Source organism: Streptomyces rimosus subsp. rimosus (genome assembly GCF_000720725.1).
In the GTDB taxonomy this organism is placed as follows: domain Bacteria; phylum Actinomycetota; class Actinomycetes; order Streptomycetales; family Streptomycetaceae; genus Streptomyces; species Streptomyces rimosus_A.
Map to the genome: position 1 here is coordinate 1 of NZ_JOCQ01000019.1, position 19,693 is coordinate 19,693.

Here is a 19,693-nt window from a genome sequence, read left to right on the forward strand (position 1 = left end):
CACCCCGCCCCCGCTCCGGCCCACCGGCCCGGGAGCCGCGCCCCGCATGGGCGCCAACTACACCCCCAGCACCGGCTGGTTCCACCACTGGCTCGACTTCGACCCCGACGACGTACGCCGCGACCTGGACGCGCTCGCCGCGCTCGGCCTGGACCACGTGCGGGTCTTCGCCCTCTGGCCGGTCTTCCAGCCCAACCGCTCCCTCGTCCGCCCGCGCGCCGTCGAACAGCTCGGACAGCTGGTGGACGCCGCCGCGCAGTGCGGCCTCGACGTCGCGGTGGACGCGCTCCAGGGCCATCTGTCGAGCTTCGACTTCGTACCGTCCTGGCTGCGCACCTGGCACCGGCGGAACCTGTTCACCGACCCGGACGCCATCGACGGCGCGGCCCGCTACCTGGAGACGCTCGCCTCCGCACTTGCCGGACGTCCCAACTTCCTGGGTATGACGCTGGGCAACGAGATCAACCAGTTCTCGGGACCGCCGCACCCGGACCCCGACCCGTGTACGTACGAGGAGGCCGGGCAGTGGCTGACGCGGCTGCTGGAGGTCTGCGAGCGGGCCGCGCCGGGGCGGCTGCACACCCACGCCGAGTACGACGCGGTGTGGTTCCAGGACGGCCACCCCTTCACGCCCGCGCAGGCCGCACGGCTCGGGCGCGCCACCACCGTCCACTCCTGGGTCTTCAACGGCACGGCCCAGCGGCACGGGCACGACGGGACCGCTACCGTGCGGCTGGCCGAGTACCTGATCGAGCTGGCCACGGCCTGGGCGGACGACCCGGCGCGGCCGGTCTGGCTCCAGGAGGTGGGCGCCCCCGCCCCGCTCGTACCGCCCGAGCACGCCGCCGCGTTCGCCACCGCGACCGTCGACAACGCCCTGACCTGCGAGCGGCTTTCCGGCATCACCTGGTGGTGCTCGCACGACGTGTCGCGGGAACTGGCGGACTTCCCCGAGCTGGAGTACGGGCTCGGCCTGCTCACCTCGGACGGCGAGGTCAAGCCGGCGGGGCGGGCGCTGGCCCGGATGGCGGCCCGGCTGCGGGACGAAACGTTCCGGCCGGTACGCCGTACCACCGCGCTCGTCCTGGACGCGGGGGAGGAGGCCAAGGCCCCGCACCGGTCGGTGTGCGCGCCGGGCGGCCCCTTCTTCGAGGCGTGGGTACGGCTGGCCGACCAGGGCGTACGGGCCGGAGCCGTCCTGGCGGACCGGGCGCGGGACGCCGCGTACCTGGAGAGCCGGGGGATCGCGGAGGTGGTGTGGCCCTCGGACGTGAAGTGACTGACGAAAAGCGGGAAGCGAAGCGGTACCGGCGCGGACAGGCCAGGTCACAGGGCGAGAGGCGGAGAACGCAGTGGACGGACGGCATGACGAAGAGCGGGGCGCCGGGCGCGAGGTGTCCCGCCGCGGCCTGGTAGCCGGTGCCGCGGCGGCCGGAGCCGGGCTGGCCCTCCCGCCGGCGGCGGGCAGCGCCGCGGCGGCCGTACGAGCGGGTGCCCCGGGAGCGCCGAGACGGACCCAGCCGGCAGATGAACCAGCCGGCTCCCTCCAGCCCTACGCCTCCTACTGGTTCCCCGACAGTTTCCCCGAGGGGCGCGAGCCCGACGCGGGCGCGGTGTGGCGCAGCCTGAAGAGCTGGCGCCCGCAGGACGACGCGGACCTCCCGTACAACATCGCGACCGTGCCGCTCGCCGAGCGGTTCACGCCGGTGCCCGCCAACGGCACCGCCCGCGCCGGCCAGGCCCGCATCTCGGCGCTGGTCTCCTTCGCGGGCACGGCGGGCAACCCCTCCCAGGGCGGCGCCAAGGCGGACTTCTACGCCCTCACCCACTGGGCCTACCTCGATGAACTGGTCTTCTGGGGCGGATCGTCCGGCGAAGGCATCATCCTCGCGCCCAACGCGCCCGTAACGGACGCCGCGCACCGCAACGGCGTACCCGTACTGGGCAACGTCTTCCTCCCGCCCACCGCCTTCGGCGGCGACCTGAAGTGGACGCGCGAGCTGGTCCAGAAGGACTCCCTGGGCCGCTTCCCGCTCGCGGACAAGCTGATCCAGGTGGCCCGTACGTACGGCTTCGACGGCTGGTTCCTCAACGGCGAGACCGATGGCGGCGACCCCGCGCTGGCCCGGCAGACGGCCGACTTCGTACAGGCACTGCGCAAAGGCGCGCCCGAACTGCGCATCACCTGGTACGACGCGCTCAACGCGGACGGTCGGGTCGGCTGGCAGGGCGCGCTCAACGACAAGAACGCGATGTTCTTCCAGCGCGGCGCCGAGAAGCTGGCCGACACGGTGTTCGTGGACTTCCGGTGGAGCTCGTCGCGGCTGGCGTCGTCGGCCGCGTACGCCCGGCGGCTGGGGCGTTCGCCGTACGAGCTGTGGGCGGGCGTCGATGTCGAGGCCAACGGCTGGAACGCGTACGTGGGCTGGGACGCCTTCGTGCCGGAGGGCCGCGACCACGTCGTGTCGTACGGGTTCTACCGGCCGGAGTGGACGCGGCGGTCCGGCGACACGCCCGCGCGGTTCCACGCCCGCGACGACCAGTTCTGGGGCGGGCAGAACACCGACCCGTCGGCACCCGCCGGACCGGGCTCCTGGCGGCCCGCGGCCCGTACGGTGGCCGACCGGTCGACCGTCACATCCGTCCCCTTCGCCACCGCCTTCAACACGGGACACGGCACGGCCTGGTACGAGGACGGGCTGCGGACCGGCGACGCCGAGTGGAACCACCTGGGGCTCCAGGACCGGCTGCCGGGGCGGCGCTGGGCGCTGTGGGCGGAGGGCGGTGGAACCTTTCAGCGCCCCGCGGTCGGCTTCGACTTCGGCGCGGCCTGGCGCGGCGGCAGCAGTCTGCTCGTCGAGGGCGCGGACGGTACGCTCGTCCGCCCCGTGACCCTGGAGCTGTTCCGGACCCGCCTGCCGCTGCGTGCCGGCACCGTCCTGGAGATCGTGCACCGCGCCGACGAGGGGTCGGCCGCGGTCACGGTGGAGGCGGCCGTGGCGTACGCGGAGCCCGCCAAGCCGGGCGGACGGCCGAAGTTCCGCCGCCTCTCCGCCCGGACTGTAGGTGCCGGGGACGGCTGGGTCACCACGACCGTACGCATAGGCGACGGCCCCGGTTGCACCGCGCACGCGCTCGGCGTCCGGCTGAGCGCCCCCGGTGGCGCCCCCGTCCGCTGGCGGCTCGGCGCCCTCGCCGTCCGCGGCGGCGGACCCGCCGCGCACACCCCCGCGCCGCCGAGCGCCCTGAAGATCGCCGCGTCGCACGTCACGGGCGACGGCGTGGCCGAACTCCGGCTCACCTGGCAGCCGTCGGGCAAGGCGAAGAGCAAGGGGACGCCCGTACGCCACTACGAGGTGCACCAACTCCTCCCCGACGGCAAGCGCCGCTTCCTCGGCGGCACCTGCGAATCCGCCTTCCACCTGCCCGCACTGCGCCGTACGCCCGGCGAGCCGGAAACCCGGCTGGAAGTACGCGCGGTCGGCGAACTGCACACCTCGTCGGCGGCCGCCGCTGCCGCATTCACCTGGTAGGCCGCCCGGACAGGCCGCATTCACCTGATAGGCCGCCCGCACACCGGGCAGAAACCCCGCAGAACCCCACCACCCATCGACCTTCCGTACCCGCCTCGCACCCCACCGGAGCGCCCCCATGCACGACGACCGCAGCATCGTCGAACACCGTCTACGCCGCGTCCTGACCGACCGCATCGTGCCCGCCGTCCGCAGCCGGGCCGTGCCGCTGACGATCGAGCGGTGGGAGGCGCCGGGCGAGCCGGTGCCGCCCGCCGAGGGCCTGGCCGCCGACTACGAGCCGACGAAGGCCGGGGAGGCGTGGGGGCCCGCCTGGGGCACCACCTGGTTCCGGGTGACCGGGCAGGTACCGGCGGAGTGGGCCGGGCGCACCGTCGAAGCCGTACTGGATCTCGGCTTCGAGGCGAACATGCCCGGCTTCCAGTGCGAGGGCCTGGTCTACCGCCGGGACGGCGAGGCCGTGAAGGGACTCAACCCCCGCAACGACTGGGTGCGGATCGCCGATGCGGCGGCCGGCGGGGAGGAGGTCGAGCTGTACGTGGAGGCGGCCTCCAATCCCGTACTGGCGGATCACCGGCCCACCTACGAGGGCGACCGGCTCACCGCGAGCCACGCGCCGCTGTACCGGGTCCGGCGGATGGACCTCGTCGTCTTCGAGGCCGAGGTCTGGGAGCTGGTCCAGGACCTGGAGGTGCTGGGCAGCCTGATGCAGGAGCTGGACGTGGCCGACGCGCGGCGGCACGGCATCCTGCGCGCCGTCGAACGCGCCCTGGACGCGGTGGACCTGAAGGACATCCCCGGCACGGCCGCGCGGGCCCGCGCGCAGCTCGCGGACGTGCTGGCGTCCCCGGCGCACGCCTCGGCCCACCGCATCAGCGCGGTCGGCCACGCGCACATCGACTCCGCCTGGCTGTGGCCGCTGCGCGAGACGGTACGCAAGGTGGCCCGTACGTCCTCGAACATGGTCAACCTGATGGACGGGCACCCCGAATTCGTCTTCGCCATGTCGCAGGCGCAGCAGCTGGCCTGGATCAAGGAGCACCGGCCCGAGGTGTTCGCCAAGGTCAAAGCGAAGATCGAGGCGGGGCAGTTCGTGCCGGTCGGCGGCATGTGGGTGGAGTCGGACACCAACATGGTCGGCGGCGAGGCGATGGCCCGGCAGTTCCTGTACGGGAAGAAGTTTTTCCTGGACGAGTTCGGGATCGAGACGAAGGAGGTGTGGCTGCCGGACTCCTTCGGCTACACCGCGGCCATGCCGCAGCTGGTCAAGCTGTCCGGGGCCGACTGGTTCCTGACGCAGAAGATCTCCTGGAGTCAGGTCAACCGGTTCCCGCACCACACCTTCTGGTGGGAGGGCATCGACGGCACCCGCGTCTTCACCCACTTCCCGCCGGTCGACACGTACAACTCCGATCTCGGCGGCAAGGAGATGGCGCACGCCGCCCGCAACTACCGTGAGAAGGGCCGGGGTTCACGTTCCCTGGCGCCCTTCGGGTGGGGTGACGGGGGCGGCGGCGCCACCCGCGAGATGCTGGCCCGCGCCGCCCGGCTGCGCGACCTGGAGGGCTCGCCGCGGGTCGAGATCGAAAAGCCCGAGGCGTTCTTCGAGAAGGCGCACGCGGAGTACCCGGACGCGCCGGTGTGGGCGGGCGAGCTGTACCTGGAGCTGCACCGCGGCACCTACACCTCCCAGGCCAAGACCAAGCAGGGCAACCGGCACAGCGAGTCGCTGCTGCGCGAGGCCGAGCTGTGGGCCGCCACGGCCGCCGTACGGGTACCGGGCTACGCGTACCCGTACGAGGACCTGGAGCGGATCTGGAAGACGGTGCTGCTGCACCAGTTCCACGACATCCTGCCCGGCTCGTCGATCGCCTGGGTGCACCGGGAGGCCCGCGAGACGTACGCGCGGGTCCGCGAGGAGCTGACCGCGATCGTGGTCGCCGCACAGACCGCGCTGGCGGGACCGGGCACCAGCGAGATCGTCTTCAACGCCGCGCCGCACGCGCGCGGCGGCGTCCCGGCGGGCGGCGCGGAGCCCGCGCCCGGCCAGGGCGGCGCGCCCGTCTCGGTACGTCCGGTGACCGTCGAGCCGCTGACCGTGGACGGCCGCGCCACCGGCGGCCACCGCCTCGCCAACGACCGGCTGCGCATCGACGTCGACGCCCGTGGGCTGGTCGTGTCGGCATATGACATCGAGGCCGGACGGGAGGCCGTCGCACCGGGCGCAGCGGCCAACCTGCTCCAGATCCATCCGGACTTCCCCAACATGTGGGACGCCTGGGACGTCGACGAGTTCTACCGCCACAACGTCACCGACCTGGTGGCCGTCGACGAACTGACGGTCGCCGAAGCCGGCCCGGAAGAGGTACGGATCAAGGTCGCCCGCTCCTTCGGGCACGGCTCCACCGTCGAGCAGACGCTGACGCTGCGGGCGGGCGCCAAGGTGCTGGACATCGACACCGAGGTGGACTGGCGGGAGACCGAGACGTTCCTCAAGGCGGCCTTCCCGCTGGACGTGAAGGCCGACCGGTCCGCGTCCGAGACCCAGTTCGGACACGTCTTCCGCGCCACCCACACCAACACGTCCTGGGAGGCCGCCAAGTTCGAGATCTGCGCCCACCGCTGGATCCAGGTCGAGGAGCCGGGCTGGGGCGCGGCGCTGGTCAACGACTCCACGTACGGGCACGACGTCACCCGCGACATCCGCCCGGACGGCGGCCAGACCACGACCGTACGGCTGTCCCTGCTCCGGGCGCCCCGCTACCCGGACCCGGAGACCGACCAGGGCCTCCACCGGCTGCGCTTCGCGCTGGCCCCCGGCGCGGGCATCGCGGACGCGGTGCGCGAGGGCCACTGGATCAACCTGCCGGAGCGCACGGTGCGGGGCGGCGGACCAGTCGCGCCGCTGGTCGGCGTGGACAACGACGCGGTGGTGGTCGAGGCCGTGAAGCTGGCCGAGGACCGGAGCGGCGATGTCGTGGTCCGGCTGTACGAGTCGCATGGGGGGCGGGCCGCGGCGACGCTCACGGCCGGGTTCCCGGTGGCGGGGGCGGTGGAGACGGATCTGCTGGAGAGGGAGCTGGCGGGGTCGGCCGTTGGCGCGGTGCGGGACGGGCAGGTGGCGCTGACGCTGCGGCCGTTCCAGGTCGTGACCGTACGGCTGTCGCGGGGAGCGGAGGGCTGATCCCGGGGAGGCTGACGAAGGGGGCCTCACCCCAGGTTCTCCACCGCCTTGAGCACCGCGCCCGCGCCGTCCTCCGCGTCCATGCGGCGCGCGAGGGCGGTGGCGGCACGGCGGTACGAGGACTCCCGTACGGCACGTCCGATGGCCTCGGCCAAGCGGTCCGCGGCGCCTTCCTCCGCTGACGAGGCGCCTTCCTCCGTCAGCGAGGTGCCGTCCTCCGCCAACGAACGGAACGGCACCGGACCGGTACCGGCGCCCACGGCGGCCAGCCGGGCGGCCCAGAACGGCTGGTCGGCGGTGACCGGCACCGGGACCGCCGGGGCCCCGGCCCGCAGCGCGGCGGCCGTCGTGCCCGCGCCCGCGTGGTGCACGACGGCCGCCGTGCGGGGGAAGAGGAGGGCGTGCGGGATTTCGCCGACGGTCAGGATGTCGTCACCGGTGTCCGGCCCGGCCAGCCCCGCCCAGCCGGACTGGAGCACGCCCCGGACTCCGGCGCGGCGGAGGGCGGCGGCGACGTTCGCAGCCAGCCGCGCGGCCGTGCCGTCGTCCCGCGCGCCCGCCGCCATGCTGCCGAAGCCGACGAAGACGGGCGGCGGACCGGCCGCGAGGAAGTCCTCCAGCTCGGGCGGGAGGACGGCGTCCGGCGCGGTGTACGGCCACCAGTTGCCGACCAGCTCCAGGCCGGGGCGCCAGTCGGCGGGCCGGGGGACGAGTGCCGGGCTGACGCCGTGCAGGACCGGGCGGCTGTCCGTGTTCCGGCGCCGGCGTACCGCGCGCGCCGAGGCGGGCGGCAGACCGAGCTGCGCGCGCAGGTCCCGTACTCCGTCCGCGTAGAGCCGGTCCACGATCCGGAGGGAGAGACGGCCCGCGGCGCGGTTGCCCCAGCGGCCGAGTGAGCGGGTGCCCGTGACGACGGGCGGGAAAGCGCCGGTGGGGGCGTTCGGCTGGAGGGGGAGGTCCAGCGAGGGGATGCCCAGGGCTTCGGCGACGTGCCGGCCGAGCGGAGCCGTGGTCGCGGACAGGAGCAGCAGGTCGGTGCCGGGGGGCGCGGCACCGGCGATGCCCGGCCCGAGTTCGCGCACGAAGGCGGCGGCCCGTCGCATCAGCTCCCGCTTCCCGCCGGGGGCTCCGGTGGGGGCTCCGGTGGAGGCTCCGCCCTCTCCCCTCCGGGGATCGGCGGGCAGCGCGCGGAACTCCAGCCCGGCGGCCCGTACGAGCTGCGCGTACGCGGTGTCGGCGGCCAGGGCGACGGTGTGCCCGGCCTCCCGGAGGCGGGCGCCGAGACCGGTGTACGGGGCGACGTCACCGTACGAACCGGCCGCCGCGATGAGGATCTTCATGGCTGCTCCGGAGTGGCGGAAGGGGCGGTTTCCGACGGGCCGGCGGCCTGGCGTACCGCGTTGGCGAGCACCGCCGTCCGCAGGTACGCGGCGAGGCCCGGCCGCTGCTGGGACGGCGGGACGACGAGGGCGAAGGCCCGTGCGTCGGCGGCGAAGTCCTCGGCGATCCGGCAGTGCATGTCGGTGGGGCACGGCGTGAACCAGCGGGTGATGTGCGCCCGGTGCTCCTCGGCCAGATCCATGGCCGGGTCGCCGTCGGCGGCCTCCCCGGCGTCGAACGCGGCGAGCAGCCGGTGCCGCCACGCGCCGGCCTCGGCCATGATCAGCGCCCAGTCCTCCTTGGTGTGCGCGGCGGCACGTGCCATGGAGCGCTGGTGGCCGTCGCTGTGCTGCCACTTCAGGTGCGCCTCGGTGGCGTAACTGAGGTCGAAGGCGACCTCGCCGAACACCTCGAAGCGCTCCTCGGGCGTCAGCTCCACCCCCGTGCGCTGCACCTCCATGGCCCGCTCGGCGACCTCGACCAGCCGCTGCAGCTCGCTGATCTGCTCGGTGAGCAGGCGGCGCCGGGCGCGCAGGTGGTCCAGGGCGTTGGCCTGCGGGTCCCGGAGGATGGCGGCGATCTCGTCGAGGGCGAAGCCGAGCTGCCGGTAGAAGAGGATCTGCTGGAGGCGGGCCAGGTCGGCGTCGCTGTAGAGGCGGTAGCCGGCGGGGCTGCGGGCACTGGGGGAGAGCAGGCCGGTCTTGTCGTAGTGGTGGAGGGTGCGGACCGTGATGCCCGCGAAGCCCGAGACCTGCCCGACCGAGTACGCCATGGAACCGCCTTCTTCCGTGCCACGGCCCGCGGGCCGCCGTACGGCCCGCGCCGTACGGGGCAAGGCTGTGGCCTGACGTGAGGGGAGGGTCAAGCGGGGGGCCGGGGAGCCGGGGAGCCGGAGGGCCGCGGAGCCGGGGAACCGGGGATCAGGGGCCGAGGGAGGGGCCGGGGCGGGGTTCGGCGGTTCCCGGCCAACGATGGGCCGCTGTTACACGGCCGTGGGGGCGCCGTGAAATGGGCTGCTTAGCGTGGGGGCAATCTGGGGGGAGACGGCTACCTTTGTCGTAAAAGCCCATCCCGTACACCGAGGACCTCGTGCGCTCACTCACCGCGACCGCCAGCGCCGCCGCGCTCACCGCGGCCGTGCTGCTGCTGTCCGGCTGCTCGGACCCGCGCGGCCTGCGGGTGGCGGGCCCCGCCGTGTCCCCCTCGCCGCCGAGCGGTCCGGCCCAGGTCACCGACCCGGTGTACGTCTCCGACGTGGCGCGCCGGCCGCTGCAGCGCCCGGCCTCCTTCGTCCTCAAGGAGTCGGTCAGCCTGACCGGCCTGCGCTGGCTGCACTGGGGCGAGGCGACGGCCGAGGCCACCGGCGGGCTGAGCGGCGGCTGGTGCCGCCCCGAGTGCGAGCGGCAGCCGTACCCGGTCAAGGTCACGCTCAGCGGGCTGACCAGGCAGGAGGGACAGGACCGGGTGGCGTTCTACGCGCGCGCCACGCTCGTCTCCGACCGCCTGGCGCCGGAGAAGGCCGCCGAACTGGGCAGGGTCAGCCTGCACACCCCGGAGTTCTAGGCCGTCATGGGATTGCGCGCGAAGATCGGCATAGCCATCGCCGCCACGGCCGCCGTGGTCGCGGTCCTCATCGGCGTGCTCGTACACAACCGGACCGTGGACGCGCAGTTCGACCTGGCGGCCGAATCGATCGACGGGCGGCTGCAGAGCCTGGTGCAGGACCGGGCGGCCGGTGTGGACAGCGGCCGCGCCATCGTCAACCCGCCAGACCTGCCCGGCCCGCTGAAGGCCGCCGTCCAGCACGGCAAGCGGGGCGTCTACCTCGAACCGGACGGCCCCAAGCCACACCTGTGGGCCGCCACCGAGCTGGACGGCGACATCATCGCGCTCAAGCGCCCGTACGTACGCGAGCAGGGGACCCTGCGCAGCCTGGACCGCGTCCTGTGGATGTCCGGCATCGCGGGCACCGCGCTGGGCTGTGTGGTCGGCCTGCTGGTCGCCCACCGGCTGGGACGGCGGCTGACCACCTCGGCGGGCACCGCCCAGCGGATCGCCGAGGGCGACCTGACCGCGCGGCTGCCGCTGGGCGGCAAGGACGAGATAGCCCAGCTCACCACCGCGGTGAACACCATGGCCGACGCGCTCGCCGCCCGCCTCCAGGCCGAGCGCGACGTGACCGCGAACATCGCCCACGAACTGCGCACCCCCGTCGCCGGGCTGGTCGCGGCGGCCGGTCTGCTGCCACCCTCGCGGCCCACCGAGCTGGTCCAGGACCGGGCGCAGCACGTACGGGGGCTGATGGAGGACGTCCTCGAAGTGGCCCGCCTGGACGCGCGGACCGAGGAGGCCGACACGGAGCTGCGGGCACTGGGGGAGCTGGCGCGGCGGACGGTGGCGGCGGTTTCCGGCTCGGCGCCGGACCCGGCGTCCGGATCGGCACCCGGCCTGGTGTGCGGTCCGGCGTCCGGCCCGCCCGTGACCGTACGCGTGCTCTCCGACGCCCTGGTCGAGACCGACCCCCGCCGCGTCGAGCGCATCCTCGTCAACCTCATCAGCAACGCGCTGCGGCACGGCGCCGCCCCGGTGACCGTCGAGGTCGAGCGCGGCGTCCTGCGCGTCCGCGACAGCGGCCCCGGCTTCCCGGAGACGCTGCTCGCCCACGGCCCGCAGCGGTTCCGTACGGGCGGCGGCTCGGACGGCCACGGGCTCGGCCTCGGCCTGACCATCGCGTCCGGGCAGGCGCGGGTGCTCGGCGCGCGGCTGACGTTCGCCAACCCGGCGGGCGGCGGCGCCGAGGCGACGCTGGATCTGAGCGAGTCGCTGAGTACGGAGGAGGCCGGACGTACGGAAGGGGCCGGGCGTACGGAAGGGGCCGGGCGTACGGAAGGGGCCGGGCGTACGGCAGAGGAGACAGGCGGTGATGGCGCCGCACGGGGCCGCGGCCGCACCCCCTCCGACCGTCCCTGACGTGCGCACCGCCCCGCCCGCCCCAAGAGTGGTGTGAGGACGCCCGTGCCGGGAGAGGCGTCCCGGAGACCGATCCCTTCCGAGCAGACCGCTGGAGTCGCCGTAATGGACGAGAACGTGCTGTTCATGGACCTCACCCAGGCCGGTGAGGGCGCGGCGCGGCGCGCGCTGGACGCGCTGCGCCACGAGGACGCGGAGCACCGGATCGTGCTGCGCGAGGCCACGGTGATCGCCCGGGACGGCGAGGGCGACCTCTCCTTCCCCGACAGCGAGGACCACACGGGCACCGCGCGCGGCTTCGCCGTCGGCGGCCTGGTCGGCGGTCTCGTCGGCCTGCTGGGCGGTCCGCTCGGCGTCATGGTGGGCCTCGGCGCCGGCGGCCTGGTCGGCGGCGCCCACGACGCCCGCCGGGCCAGCGCGGGCAACGCGGCCGTCGACATCCTGGCGGCGGAGATCCCGCCGGGCAGCACCGTCCTGCTCGCCGAGATCTCCGAACCGTCCAGGGGCCCGGTCGACGCCGCACTGGCCGACATCGGCGGCGAGGCCGTCCGCTATCCGGCCGTCGAGGTCCGCAAGCATGTGGAGGGGGCGATCGCGGAGGGCCGCTGAGGGCGCGTACGGCCGCTACGGCCGCGGCTCCCTACACCCCCGCACCCGTCTCCGGCCTCCTACACCCCCGCACCGCTCCCGGCCCCGCGAACGCCCGCACTGGTACCCGTAGCCGTACCGGCACCCGTACCCGTAGCCGTACCGCTTCCCGCCTCAACCCCCGCCGCCACCAGCGCCTTCCCCATGCACCGGCTGTCCTCGTACGTCCGGTACAGGCCGAACTTCGGCACCGGCCGGTAGCCGCAGGACGCGTACAGCGCCAGGGCCTCGGGCTGCTTGGTGCCGGTCTCCAGCACCATCCGGGTGCGGCCCGCCGCGCGGGCGTCCGCCTCCAGGGCCGCCAGGATGCGGCGGGCCAGCCCGCGTCCGCGGGCCTCCTCGATCACGAACATCCGCTTGATCTCGGCGTCCCCGTCCGCGTACCCCTCCGGATTGGCGTCCTGGGAGCGCCAGCCGCCGGTGGCCAGCGGGCGGCCGTCCTCGTACGCGAGCAGGTACGTGCCGTGCGGCGGCCGGAACATCGCCGGGTCGAGCGGGGTCATGTCGCCCTCGCCGTACCGCTGCGCGTACTCGCGCTGCACCAGCCGGTCGAGGGCGACGGCGTCGGCGTGGTCATAGGGGACGGGACGGATCTCCATCCGCCGAATCGTACGGATGTCCGGCCGCCGGGGCGAGAGTCCCAGATGAGAGGGGGGCCGGACACCGACCACCACCCCCGTCGCTCCTCTCCCGGACACCGACCACCACCCCCGTCGCTCCTCTCCCGGACACCGCCGGCCACCACCACCGCTCCTCTACCGGACTCCGTCCCCGCCCTCCCGTTGCATACGGCGGTTCGGCGGAGCCAAAGCACCCGATGGGGGTGTGTCGGTACGGAATCGGACAGACCGGGCCGGGGGCGGGGAACGGCTGCTGCGCCACTGACGCTGAACCGAAGGAGAAAGCCATGCGTCTGCGTCCTGTGCTGGCCACCGCCGCCGCCGTACTCTCGCTGTCCGCCACCGGCCTGACCGGAGCCGCCCTCGCGGCCGAACCCGCGCCGCCGGTCACCTTCGGCAACACCACGGGCAACGACGGCACGAACGGCGAGAACCGCGGTGACCTCGACTACCCCGGCACGATCGGGTGGGGCCACAAGCCGTACCAGTTGCTCGGCGACCGTGACGGCAGGTACGTGATCACCGCGGTGAACAAGACCGGCACCGACCGGCTGCCGACCTGCTACCGCGACTTGTACGCGACCCCGTCCTCCTCGATCTGTCACTGACGGCGATTCGTCACTGACAGCGGTCTGTCATTGACAGGGATCCGCCACTGACGGCGATCCGTCACTGACGGCCGGGGACGGCTCACCGGGTGCCCGGCGCTCACCGCGCCGGGCACCCGCGCGCGTAGCGCCGAATCGTCCGGCTCCCCTGCCATCGCGTAGGCTGCCCTGCTGCCGCCGGCGCGATGAGGGAGCGAGCAAGTAGTGCTGACTGTGACAACCGTGAACGTGAACGGCCTGCGCGCCGCGGCCAAGAAGGGCTTCCTGCCGTGGCTGGCGGAGACGGACGCCGACGTGATCTGCCTCCAGGAGGTCCGCGCGGAGCCGGACCAGCTTCCCGCCGAGGCTCGCGAGCCCGAGGGCTGGCACACGGTGCACGCGCCCGCGGCGGCCAAGGGCCGGGCCGGCGTCTCCCTCTACACGCGCCGCGAGCCCGAGCGCGTACAGGTCGGCTTTGGGTCCGCGGAGTTCGACACCAGCGGCCGGTACGTCGAGGCCGACCTGCCCGGCGTGACCGTCGCCAGCCTCTACCTCCCGTCCGGCGACGTGGGCACCGACCGGCAGGACGAGAAGGAACGCTTCATGGCCGAGTTCCTGCCGTACCTCGCCGCGCTGCGCGAGCGGGCCGCCGCGTCCGGCCGTGAGGTCCTGGTGTGCGGCGACTGGAACATCGCCCACCAGGAGGCTGACTTGAAGAACTGGAAGGCCAACCAGAAGAAGGCCGGTTTCCTCCCGGAGGAGCGCGCCTGGCTGACCCGCGTCCTCGACGGCCAGGACGGCGGCTACGTGGACGTGGTCCGCGCCCTGCACCCGGAGACCGAGGGCCCGTACTCCTGGTGGTCCTACCGGGGCCGCGCCTTCGACAACGACGCGGGGTGGCGCATCGACTACCAGATGGCCACTCCCGGCCTGGCCGCCCGCGCGGTCAAGGGCTTCGTGGAGCGCGCGGCCTCGTACGACACCCGGTGGTCGGATCACGCGCCGGTGACGGTTGTCTACGGGCTTTAGTCCGGCACCAAGAAGCGCAGGCGGGCGGGGGAGGGGCGCAATGACCACATCTGCTGTGGGCGAGCCCGGCATTCCGCCCATGCCGGAGAGGAGCCCGAAGGCCCTCCGCGAAGCCATCGCCCAGCACGCTCCCGAGCTGCTGCCCGATTTCGACGCGCACTGGAAGCGGTACGTCGCCGACGCGTACGACATCGGCACCGTGCCCGCCTTCATGGCCCGGTGGTGGGGCGAGTACGCAATCGCCCGCGACCCGCAGCTCGACGCCCACGTCACCGGCCTCGAACACCGCGCCGCCCATGAGTGCGCCGACCCTGCCGCAGCCAAGGCACTCCTCGAAGAAGCGTCCAACATCCGCCACCTGGCAGCCCGCACGGAGCCCGGCCAGTGATCAACGGGTTCATGGGGCCTGGGACCGCCTTGGCAGGAACCCGCTGGTCGGATCACCCGCCGGTGACGGTTGTCTACGATCATGGCTGACGCCGCCTGAGCCGCACGGGGCCGGGCGCGACCGACCACAGGAGTGGAACACCGCTGAACCTTCAGCCGCCCCACCAGCCGGCCCACCAGCCGATCCATCACTGGCCGCCCGGCCTCACCCGTACCGACATACCGGCATACGCGCTGGTCAACACGGATGACGATGCCGCTTGGGGAGTCTGCGCCGACGTCACCGGCCTGTACGTCGACCCGCCCCGCCGCTCGTACGAACTCCTCGGCTGCGTCCCGGCCGGGCCACTCCTCGACGCGATGCGGGCCGTACCCGGTAAAGGCACTGGCACCGGCACCGGGGCCGACCGGCTCGGCGACATCTGGCTGCGGCCCGAGGCGGACGACCGATGTCCCGAAGGGTCCGAGCGGCTGGACGCGTGGCGCCTGGTCGACGTACGCGTCACCGGGTGCCGCCGCGACCCCGCCGACGCCGCACGCTGGGACATCACCATCGACGGCGTCGAGGACTTCTACGGGGAACCGGACGACCCGTACCTCGAAGCGGGCGTGCGCCTGCACGACGGACGCAGCCGGCTCGGCCACTGCCGGGACCTCTCGATCATCCTCCCGCCGGACGACGAACCGTCCGGCCCACCCTTCCAACTCCTCGGCTGCGCCCCGAGTGAAGCGCTCAGCGCCGCCCTGGCGACCGGCACCCGCCGCTCGCTACGCCTGGACGAAGCCGAACTCCAGATCCTCGACCACACCGGCGCGAGGCTGAGCGACCGTCTGATATCCGCCCCCGAGATATCCGGCTGGCGCCCGTCCCCCCTCGGTGACGGCCTGCTCGACATCGACCTCACCCAGGGCCCCTACCCGCAGATCCCCGTCTGGGCCCGCCCCGTCTGGAACCGGTGGCTGACCGACCCGCCCACCGAGCCCAACCTCTGGGCGGCCCACCCTGCTCGCGAACGTGAGCAGTGGTTCGACATCGCCCGAGTACGGGGCTGCCGTCGAATCCACCACACCCCGGACCGCCCGGCCGGCCGCGTCTACGACCTCGACGGCCGCTACATCACCGACGACATCGGCCTGTACTGCGCCCTCGGCGAAGCGATCAACGGCCCCGGCGGCTACTTCGGGGGCTGCCTCAACGCCCTGGCCGACTGCCTCAGCGGCCGATTCGGCGCCACCACGCCGTTCACCCTCCATTGGCACCACGCGGACGTGGCCCGCCGCAATGTGAGTCACTGCCTCGCACCCGACGGCACGGCGTACAGCCTCTTCGACGAGGTGATCGCCCTATTGGAGGAGAGGCGGGTGGAGGTCGTACTGCACGAATAGTGCGGGCATTTGGAGCTAAGCGGCGATTTGAGTGGCGTCCGGGAGCGCTGATCACTTCGGATACAGTGATCAACTGTTGTTGATCACGCCGACGGAGTTCCATATCCGTCGGCAGAACGGGGAGTTCCATGCGTCGACGTATCACCAGCCTTGCCGTGTCCACCGCCCTCGCGGGCGGCGTCCTGTTCGCGGCCGTCCCCGCGCAGACCGCCTTCGCCGGCCAGGTGACCTGCCACATCTCGCAGATGGCCGAGCAGGTCAACCAGCACAAGTCCAAGGCCGCGAAGCTGGACCGGAGCGGCCACCACAAGGCGGCCGACAAGGAGCGCGCGAAGGCGCGTGCCATCGAGAAGCGGATCGCGCAGTGCCAGGACTCCGAGAAGCACAACTCGGGCCACTTCGGCGGCTGATGCCCCGGAAATGAATGAGTCCCCGACCGGCGGCCGTCGCCGGTCGGGGACTTTTTCGTGTTCCTGGAGGCACCGACGCCCCATCGGCGGTCGCCGACGGCGGCTGTGGCGGTACCGCCCACCTATGGCAAGAGGCACAAGAGGCAACAGGGCCTGGGCCTGCCCCCCTCCGGGCCGCACCCAGTCGGCCCGGTACCGCCACGTCTTCCAGCAACTTCACCGAACCGCTTGGTGCACAGGCCGCATCACTAACTCCCGGACAGCACAGGTGCATCAACCCTGGGACCGGTGGTCAGGGGGCAGCCGATGTCGAGCGCGCCCGCCTTCGCCAGGTTGTACCCGAGTTCGGCTCGGCTGCGACTGCCGAAGAGTTCCGCGGCCCTCTTGATGTGCGTACCGATACTGCGTGCGCTCAACCCGAGGCGCTTCGAAATCGCCTCATCCGTATGGCCGTTCACCATGAGTTTCAGGATGGTGCGCTGGATTTCGCTGGTGAGCCGGGGCGGGCGGGTCTGGCTCGTCTTGAATGTGACGGGCTCCGCCTGTTCCCATAAACCCTCGAACGTGTGGATGATGTAGTCGATCAGGCCGGGTTCACGAATGGCCAGCGCGTGCGCGTGAGACCCTTTGGGGGTGTGCACGGGGATGAAGGCGATGGCCCGGTCGCACACGATCAGCTGCTCGAAGGCGATCCCTACCGTACGGACCTCCGCCCCGACTCCGGTGACCTGTTCCGCATAGGCCAGGGTCGGCCCGTGGGAGCGCATGGTGTGGCTGTACAGGGAGCGCTGGCGTACGCCCCGGCCGGCCGCTGCGAGCACCCGCGGCAGGGCCTCGGCCAGCAGGCCGACGGGCCGGCCGCCGCGCGGATGGGCGGTCAGCAGCTGATCGGTACACGCCTCCAGGGCCAGCCAGGTCGCGGCGTTGATGGTCTCCTCGCCCACCAGCGGCTGGATGCGGCTCTCCCGCTGCTGCTGTTCGTGGCGGTAGACGGCCTCCATCGGGGACAGTGCGGCGGTCAGCCGGTCCAGCACCGACTGCTGCTCTTCGATGGCTTGTTCTATCGGGTGAGCCAGAGTCATCGCGGCGATCGCCGGTGGTACAGGGAGGTAGCGGACGGCGGACTCACCCCTTCCGCCAGCTCCTGCCCCACCACCTGCTTCCGACCCAGTGGCCTTCAGTGGTTGCAGCAGCCCCAGACTGACCAGACATCTCGGTACATCACCGGCCAACTCCCCGTCCCGTAACGCCTCGCGGTACTGGGCTAATCCGTTAGTGCAGACCGTTGTGCAGGCATTTTCGTCATCGTTTATGGCATAGATGCCCATATTTCCCCCCTTCGTGTACCGGCAGTGCGTGATCAGGATGCCCTGATTCCTTGATGGGGCGGGAGGGGGCTGACAGGATCAGATCAAGCCGATGATCAAGAAGTTACTGAAGTGATCTGGAGCGGGGGCGGCGACATTGATGATGCGCACCATTCACTTACGGCACAGGTTTTCCGGGAGCCGGTGATGAGGAATCCGGAAAAGGATTCTCGTTCATCGCTGTCCGACGTGCTGGACATGCTGGACCGGGCCCGTAAATCCATTGACAAGGAATACGGCTCCGATGGTCAACTCGCCCGGGTTGTACTCCACTTGATCGACTGCGCCGCCGATGCCTCGGCTTTGCTGGCCGAGGCCGGAGATCTGGAGACGGCGCGCGAGGCGCTGGCATCGGCCCGGTCCGCGGTGATTGCCGCGACCTGCGCGGTTCGCCACACCCATGACGATATGAAAGCCACGACAGCATGAGCTTGGCTATTCACGTGAAGGGACAAGCATGATAACTGCGGGTCTGAAGCTGACCCAGAGCGGCGGTGTCGCTCTGCTGGACGGCGACAAGCTCATGTTCAACATCGAAATGCAGAAGCTGAACAATGGCCACCGCTACAGCAACGTCGACGAACTTGACGACATCACCCGGATCCTCGGCCATTACGGCTACGGCGTGGGGGACGTCAACCAGTGGGTGGTGGACGGCTGGGACGGTGCCGTCAACGGCCACGTCTCCACGCTCAGCGGTGGTGCGCCGCTCGACCTGATGGTCGCGCCCTACCGTGAGACCAGCAAGGTGCCCGACCCGGCCATGCCGGGCCACGCCGGCAAGCTGACCATCGCCGGCCGCACCATGGAGTACCAGAGCTACGTCCACGTGGCGAGCCACCTCGCGGCCGCGTACTGCACCAGCCCGTTCGCCCGCCGCGGCGAGCCCTCCATGGTCATGGTCTGGGACGGCGGCTGCTTCCCGCGGCTGTACTGCGTGGACGCGGACGGCCGGATCGAGCCCGGCGGCGAGGTCTTCCCGCTGATCGGCCACACGTACTCGATGGCCTCCCAGCACTGGGGCCCGTACTCCCGGAAGAACAAGTCCACCAACGTGGACGACCTCTCGGTGGCCGGCAAGATGATGGCCTACATCGCCCTCGGCACCCCCCGGCCCGAGATCGAGGCCATCTTCAAGGAGCTCTTCCACGAGCACTTCGAGGCGGACACCGAACGGGTCCGCTCCTACCGCGAAAAGATCATCGGCTGCGGCTCCACCGGCGAACCGTCGCACGGCTACGTGCACGCTTTCCTCGCCGATGTCGCCGCGCGTACCGAACAGCTCGGTGTCAGCGACGAAGACGTGCTGGCCAGCGTGCACACCTTCATCGAGGGGTTGCTGCTGGAGCGGGTCGCGGCCAAGATCCGCAAGTGGAAGGGCGACGAGCCCTGGAACCTCTGCTTCGCCGGTGGCTGTGCCCTCAACATCAAGTGGAACAGCGCCCTGCGCGCCCACCCCGCCATCAAGGCGATGTGGGTGCCGCCGTTCCCGGACGACTCGGGCTCCGCGATCGGCACCGCCTGTCTGCGGGCCGCCGACGGCGCGGGTCTGCGGCCGCTGGAGTGGGGCACCCGCCAGGGCCCCGACCTGGTCCGCACCCCACACGTACCTCAGGGCTGGTCCGTGGTGCCCTGTCGCCCCGAGGAGCTGGCCCGCATCATCCACCGCACCGGTGAGCCGGTCGTCGTACTCAACGGCCCGGCGGAGCTCGGCCCGAGGGCGCTCGGCGCGCGAAGCATCATCGCGCCCGCCGTCGACCCGGAGATGAAGGTCCGGCTCAACGACGCCAAGAAGCGCGAGCACTTCCGGCCCGTCGCACCGCTCTGCCTGGTCGAGCACGCTCCGACGATCTTCGACCCGGGCACTCCCGACCCGCACATGCTCTTCGAGCACCGGGTCCGTCCCGAGTGGGTCGACAAGGTGCCCGCGATCATGCACCTGGACGGCACCGCTCGCCTGCAGACCGTCAGCGTGGAGGACGATCCGACACTGGCCGCGATCCTGCGCGAATACCACAAGTGGAGCGGCGTTCCGGTGCTGTGCAACACCAGCGCCAACTACAACGGCCGCAGTTTCTTCCCGGATGTCGCCTCGGCGATCGAATGGGGCCAGGTCGACATGGTGTGGTCCGAAGGTGTCCTGTACCGCCGCGCGCTCGGCCACGACGGCCGCATCGGCAACGAGCAGTAGG

General features: G+C 72.2%; 17 protein-coding genes. 13 read left to right on the forward strand and 4 right to left on the reverse strand.

Annotation, left to right across the window (positions count from 1 at the left end):
* The first annotated feature begins 46 nt into the window (after positions 1-46).
* The 3 genes from IH45_RS0112395 (at position 47) to IH45_RS0112405 (ending at position 6,717) form a co-directional block, all read left to right on the forward strand.
* Complete coding sequence (locus IH45_RS0112395) at positions 47-1,279, forward strand: glycoside hydrolase 5 family protein (RefSeq protein WP_030666044.1); 1,233 nt, start codon at positions 47-49, stop codon at positions 1,277-1,279.
* Between the two features lie 73 nt (positions 1,280-1,352).
* Complete coding sequence (locus IH45_RS0112400; protein ID WP_234440520.1) at positions 1,353-3,533, forward strand: endo-beta-N-acetylglucosaminidase; 2,181 nt, start codon at positions 1,353-1,355, stop codon at positions 3,531-3,533.
* A 118-nt stretch (positions 3,534-3,651) separates the two neighbouring features.
* A complete protein-coding gene (locus IH45_RS0112405; protein ID WP_030666048.1) occupies positions 3,652-6,717 on the forward strand; it encodes an alpha-mannosidase in 3,066 nt (1,021 codons plus the stop codon).
* A 26-nt stretch (positions 6,718-6,743) separates the two neighbouring features.
* Here IH45_RS0112405 and IH45_RS0112410 read toward each other — a convergent pair whose 3' ends face one another.
* Positions 6,744-8,057: a glycosyltransferase gene (locus tag IH45_RS0112410; protein WP_030666050.1), complete on the reverse strand. Its 1,314-nt coding sequence runs from the start codon at positions 8,055-8,057 to the stop codon at positions 6,744-6,746.
* Positions 8,054-8,869 carry a MerR family transcriptional regulator gene (locus tag IH45_RS0112415; RefSeq protein ID WP_030666054.1) on the reverse strand — a complete coding sequence of 272 codons (816 nt, stop codon included), beginning with the start codon at positions 8,867-8,869 and terminating at the stop codon, positions 8,054-8,056. The genes IH45_RS0112410 and IH45_RS0112415 overlap by 4 nt, the downstream gene beginning before the upstream one ends.
* A 317-nt stretch (positions 8,870-9,186) precedes the next feature.
* Between IH45_RS0112415 and IH45_RS0112420 the strand changes: the two genes are divergently transcribed.
* The 3 genes from IH45_RS0112420 (at position 9,187) to IH45_RS0112430 (ending at position 11,676) form a co-directional block, all read left to right on the forward strand.
* Entirely contained in the window at positions 9,187-9,660 is a 474-nt protein-coding gene (locus IH45_RS0112420) for a hypothetical protein (RefSeq protein ID WP_030666057.1), read from the forward strand.
* 6 nt (positions 9,661-9,666) lie between these two features.
* Positions 9,667-11,067 carry a sensor histidine kinase gene (locus IH45_RS0112425; protein ID WP_030666060.1) on the forward strand — a complete coding sequence of 467 codons (1,401 nt, stop codon included), beginning with the start codon at positions 9,667-9,669 and terminating at the stop codon, positions 11,065-11,067.
* A gap of 105 nt (positions 11,068-11,172) precedes the next feature.
* The gene (locus tag IH45_RS0112430) at positions 11,173-11,676 is read left to right on the forward strand and encodes a DUF1269 domain-containing protein (protein ID WP_050514781.1); all 504 of its coding nucleotides are present in this window, start codon (positions 11,173-11,175) and stop codon (positions 11,674-11,676) included.
* A 59-nt stretch (positions 11,677-11,735) separates the two neighbouring features.
* Here IH45_RS0112430 and IH45_RS0112435 read toward each other — a convergent pair whose 3' ends face one another.
* Positions 11,736-12,314 carry a GNAT family N-acetyltransferase gene (locus IH45_RS0112435; RefSeq protein ID WP_234440521.1) on the reverse strand — a complete coding sequence of 193 codons (579 nt, stop codon included), beginning with the start codon at positions 12,312-12,314 and terminating at the stop codon, positions 11,736-11,738.
* 308 nt (positions 12,315-12,622) lie between these two features.
* Here IH45_RS0112435 and IH45_RS0112440 point away from each other — a divergent pair, with 308 nt between their 5' ends.
* The 5 genes from IH45_RS0112440 (at position 12,623) to IH45_RS0112460 (ending at position 16,134) form a co-directional block, all read left to right on the forward strand.
* Entirely contained in the window at positions 12,623-12,943 is a 321-nt protein-coding gene (locus tag IH45_RS0112440) for a hypothetical protein (protein WP_030666067.1), read from the forward strand.
* Between the two features lie 204 nt (positions 12,944-13,147).
* The gene (locus tag IH45_RS0112445; RefSeq protein WP_030666070.1) at positions 13,148-13,951 is read left to right on the forward strand and encodes an exodeoxyribonuclease III; all 804 of its coding nucleotides are present in this window, start codon (positions 13,148-13,150) and stop codon (positions 13,949-13,951) included.
* A 40-nt stretch (positions 13,952-13,991) separates the two neighbouring features.
* A complete protein-coding gene (locus IH45_RS0112450; protein ID WP_030666072.1) occupies positions 13,992-14,339 on the forward strand; it encodes a hypothetical protein in 348 nt (115 codons plus the stop codon).
* A 359-nt stretch (positions 14,340-14,698) separates the two neighbouring features.
* The gene (locus IH45_RS0112455; protein ID WP_050514782.1) at positions 14,699-15,724 is read left to right on the forward strand and encodes a barstar family protein; all 1,026 of its coding nucleotides are present in this window, start codon (positions 14,699-14,701) and stop codon (positions 15,722-15,724) included.
* 128 nt (positions 15,725-15,852) lie between these two features.
* Complete coding sequence (locus tag IH45_RS0112460) at positions 15,853-16,134, forward strand: hypothetical protein (RefSeq protein ID WP_030666088.1); 282 nt, start codon at positions 15,853-15,855, stop codon at positions 16,132-16,134.
* 248 nt (positions 16,135-16,382) lie between these two features.
* On the opposite strand, the gene IH45_RS0112465 is transcribed toward IH45_RS0112460, so the two are convergent.
* Positions 16,383-17,216 (reverse strand): helix-turn-helix transcriptional regulator, encoded by an 834-nt coding sequence (locus IH45_RS0112465; protein ID WP_158813061.1) that lies wholly within the window; start codon positions 17,214-17,216, stop codon positions 16,383-16,385.
* A gap of 357 nt (positions 17,217-17,573) precedes the next feature.
* Between IH45_RS0112465 and IH45_RS0112470 the strand changes: the two genes are divergently transcribed.
* Both IH45_RS0112470 and IH45_RS0112475 read left to right on the forward strand, forming a co-directional pair.
* Positions 17,574-17,930 carry a hypothetical protein gene (locus tag IH45_RS0112470; protein ID WP_234440522.1) on the forward strand — a complete coding sequence of 119 codons (357 nt, stop codon included), beginning with the start codon at positions 17,574-17,576 and terminating at the stop codon, positions 17,928-17,930.
* A gap of 28 nt (positions 17,931-17,958) precedes the next feature.
* Entirely contained in the window at positions 17,959-19,692 is a 1,734-nt protein-coding gene (locus IH45_RS0112475) for a carbamoyltransferase N-terminal domain-containing protein (protein WP_030666097.1), read from the forward strand.
* Position 19,693: the final 1 nt, after the last annotated feature.

Bases quoted from the DNA above. Each gene is read 5' to 3' on its own strand.
- IH45_RS0112395 (WP_030666044.1), top strand. From the start codon at position 47: ATGGGCGCCAACTACACCCCCAGCACCGGCTGGTTCCACCACTGGCTC.
- IH45_RS0112405 (WP_030666048.1), top strand. From the start codon at position 3,652: ATGCACGACGACCGCAGCATCGTCGAACACCGTCTACGCCGCGTCCTG.
- IH45_RS0112410 (WP_030666050.1), bottom strand. From the start codon at position 8,057: ATGAAGATCCTCATCGCGGCGGCCGGTTCGTACGGTGACGTCGCCCCG.
- IH45_RS0112415 (WP_030666054.1), bottom strand. From the start codon at position 8,869: ATGGCGTACTCGGTCGGGCAGGTCTCGGGCTTCGCGGGCATCACGGTC.
- IH45_RS0112425 (WP_030666060.1), top strand. From the start codon at position 9,667: ATGGGATTGCGCGCGAAGATCGGCATAGCCATCGCCGCCACGGCCGCC.
- IH45_RS0112430 (WP_050514781.1), top strand. From the start codon at position 11,173: ATGGACGAGAACGTGCTGTTCATGGACCTCACCCAGGCCGGTGAGGGC.
- IH45_RS0112435 (WP_234440521.1), bottom strand. From the start codon at position 12,314: ATGGAGATCCGTCCCGTCCCCTATGACCACGCCGACGCCGTCGCCCTC.
- IH45_RS0112440 (WP_030666067.1), top strand. From the start codon at position 12,623: ATGCGTCTGCGTCCTGTGCTGGCCACCGCCGCCGCCGTACTCTCGCTG.
- IH45_RS0112450 (WP_030666072.1), top strand. From the start codon at position 13,992: ATGACCACATCTGCTGTGGGCGAGCCCGGCATTCCGCCCATGCCGGAG.
- IH45_RS0112455 (WP_050514782.1), top strand. From the start codon at position 14,699: ATGCGGGCCGTACCCGGTAAAGGCACTGGCACCGGCACCGGGGCCGAC.
- IH45_RS0112460 (WP_030666088.1), top strand. From the start codon at position 15,853: ATGCGTCGACGTATCACCAGCCTTGCCGTGTCCACCGCCCTCGCGGGC.
- IH45_RS0112465 (WP_158813061.1), bottom strand. From the start codon at position 17,216: ATGACTCTGGCTCACCCGATAGAACAAGCCATCGAAGAGCAGCAGTCG.
- IH45_RS0112475 (WP_030666097.1), top strand. From the start codon at position 17,959: ATGATAACTGCGGGTCTGAAGCTGACCCAGAGCGGCGGTGTCGCTCTG.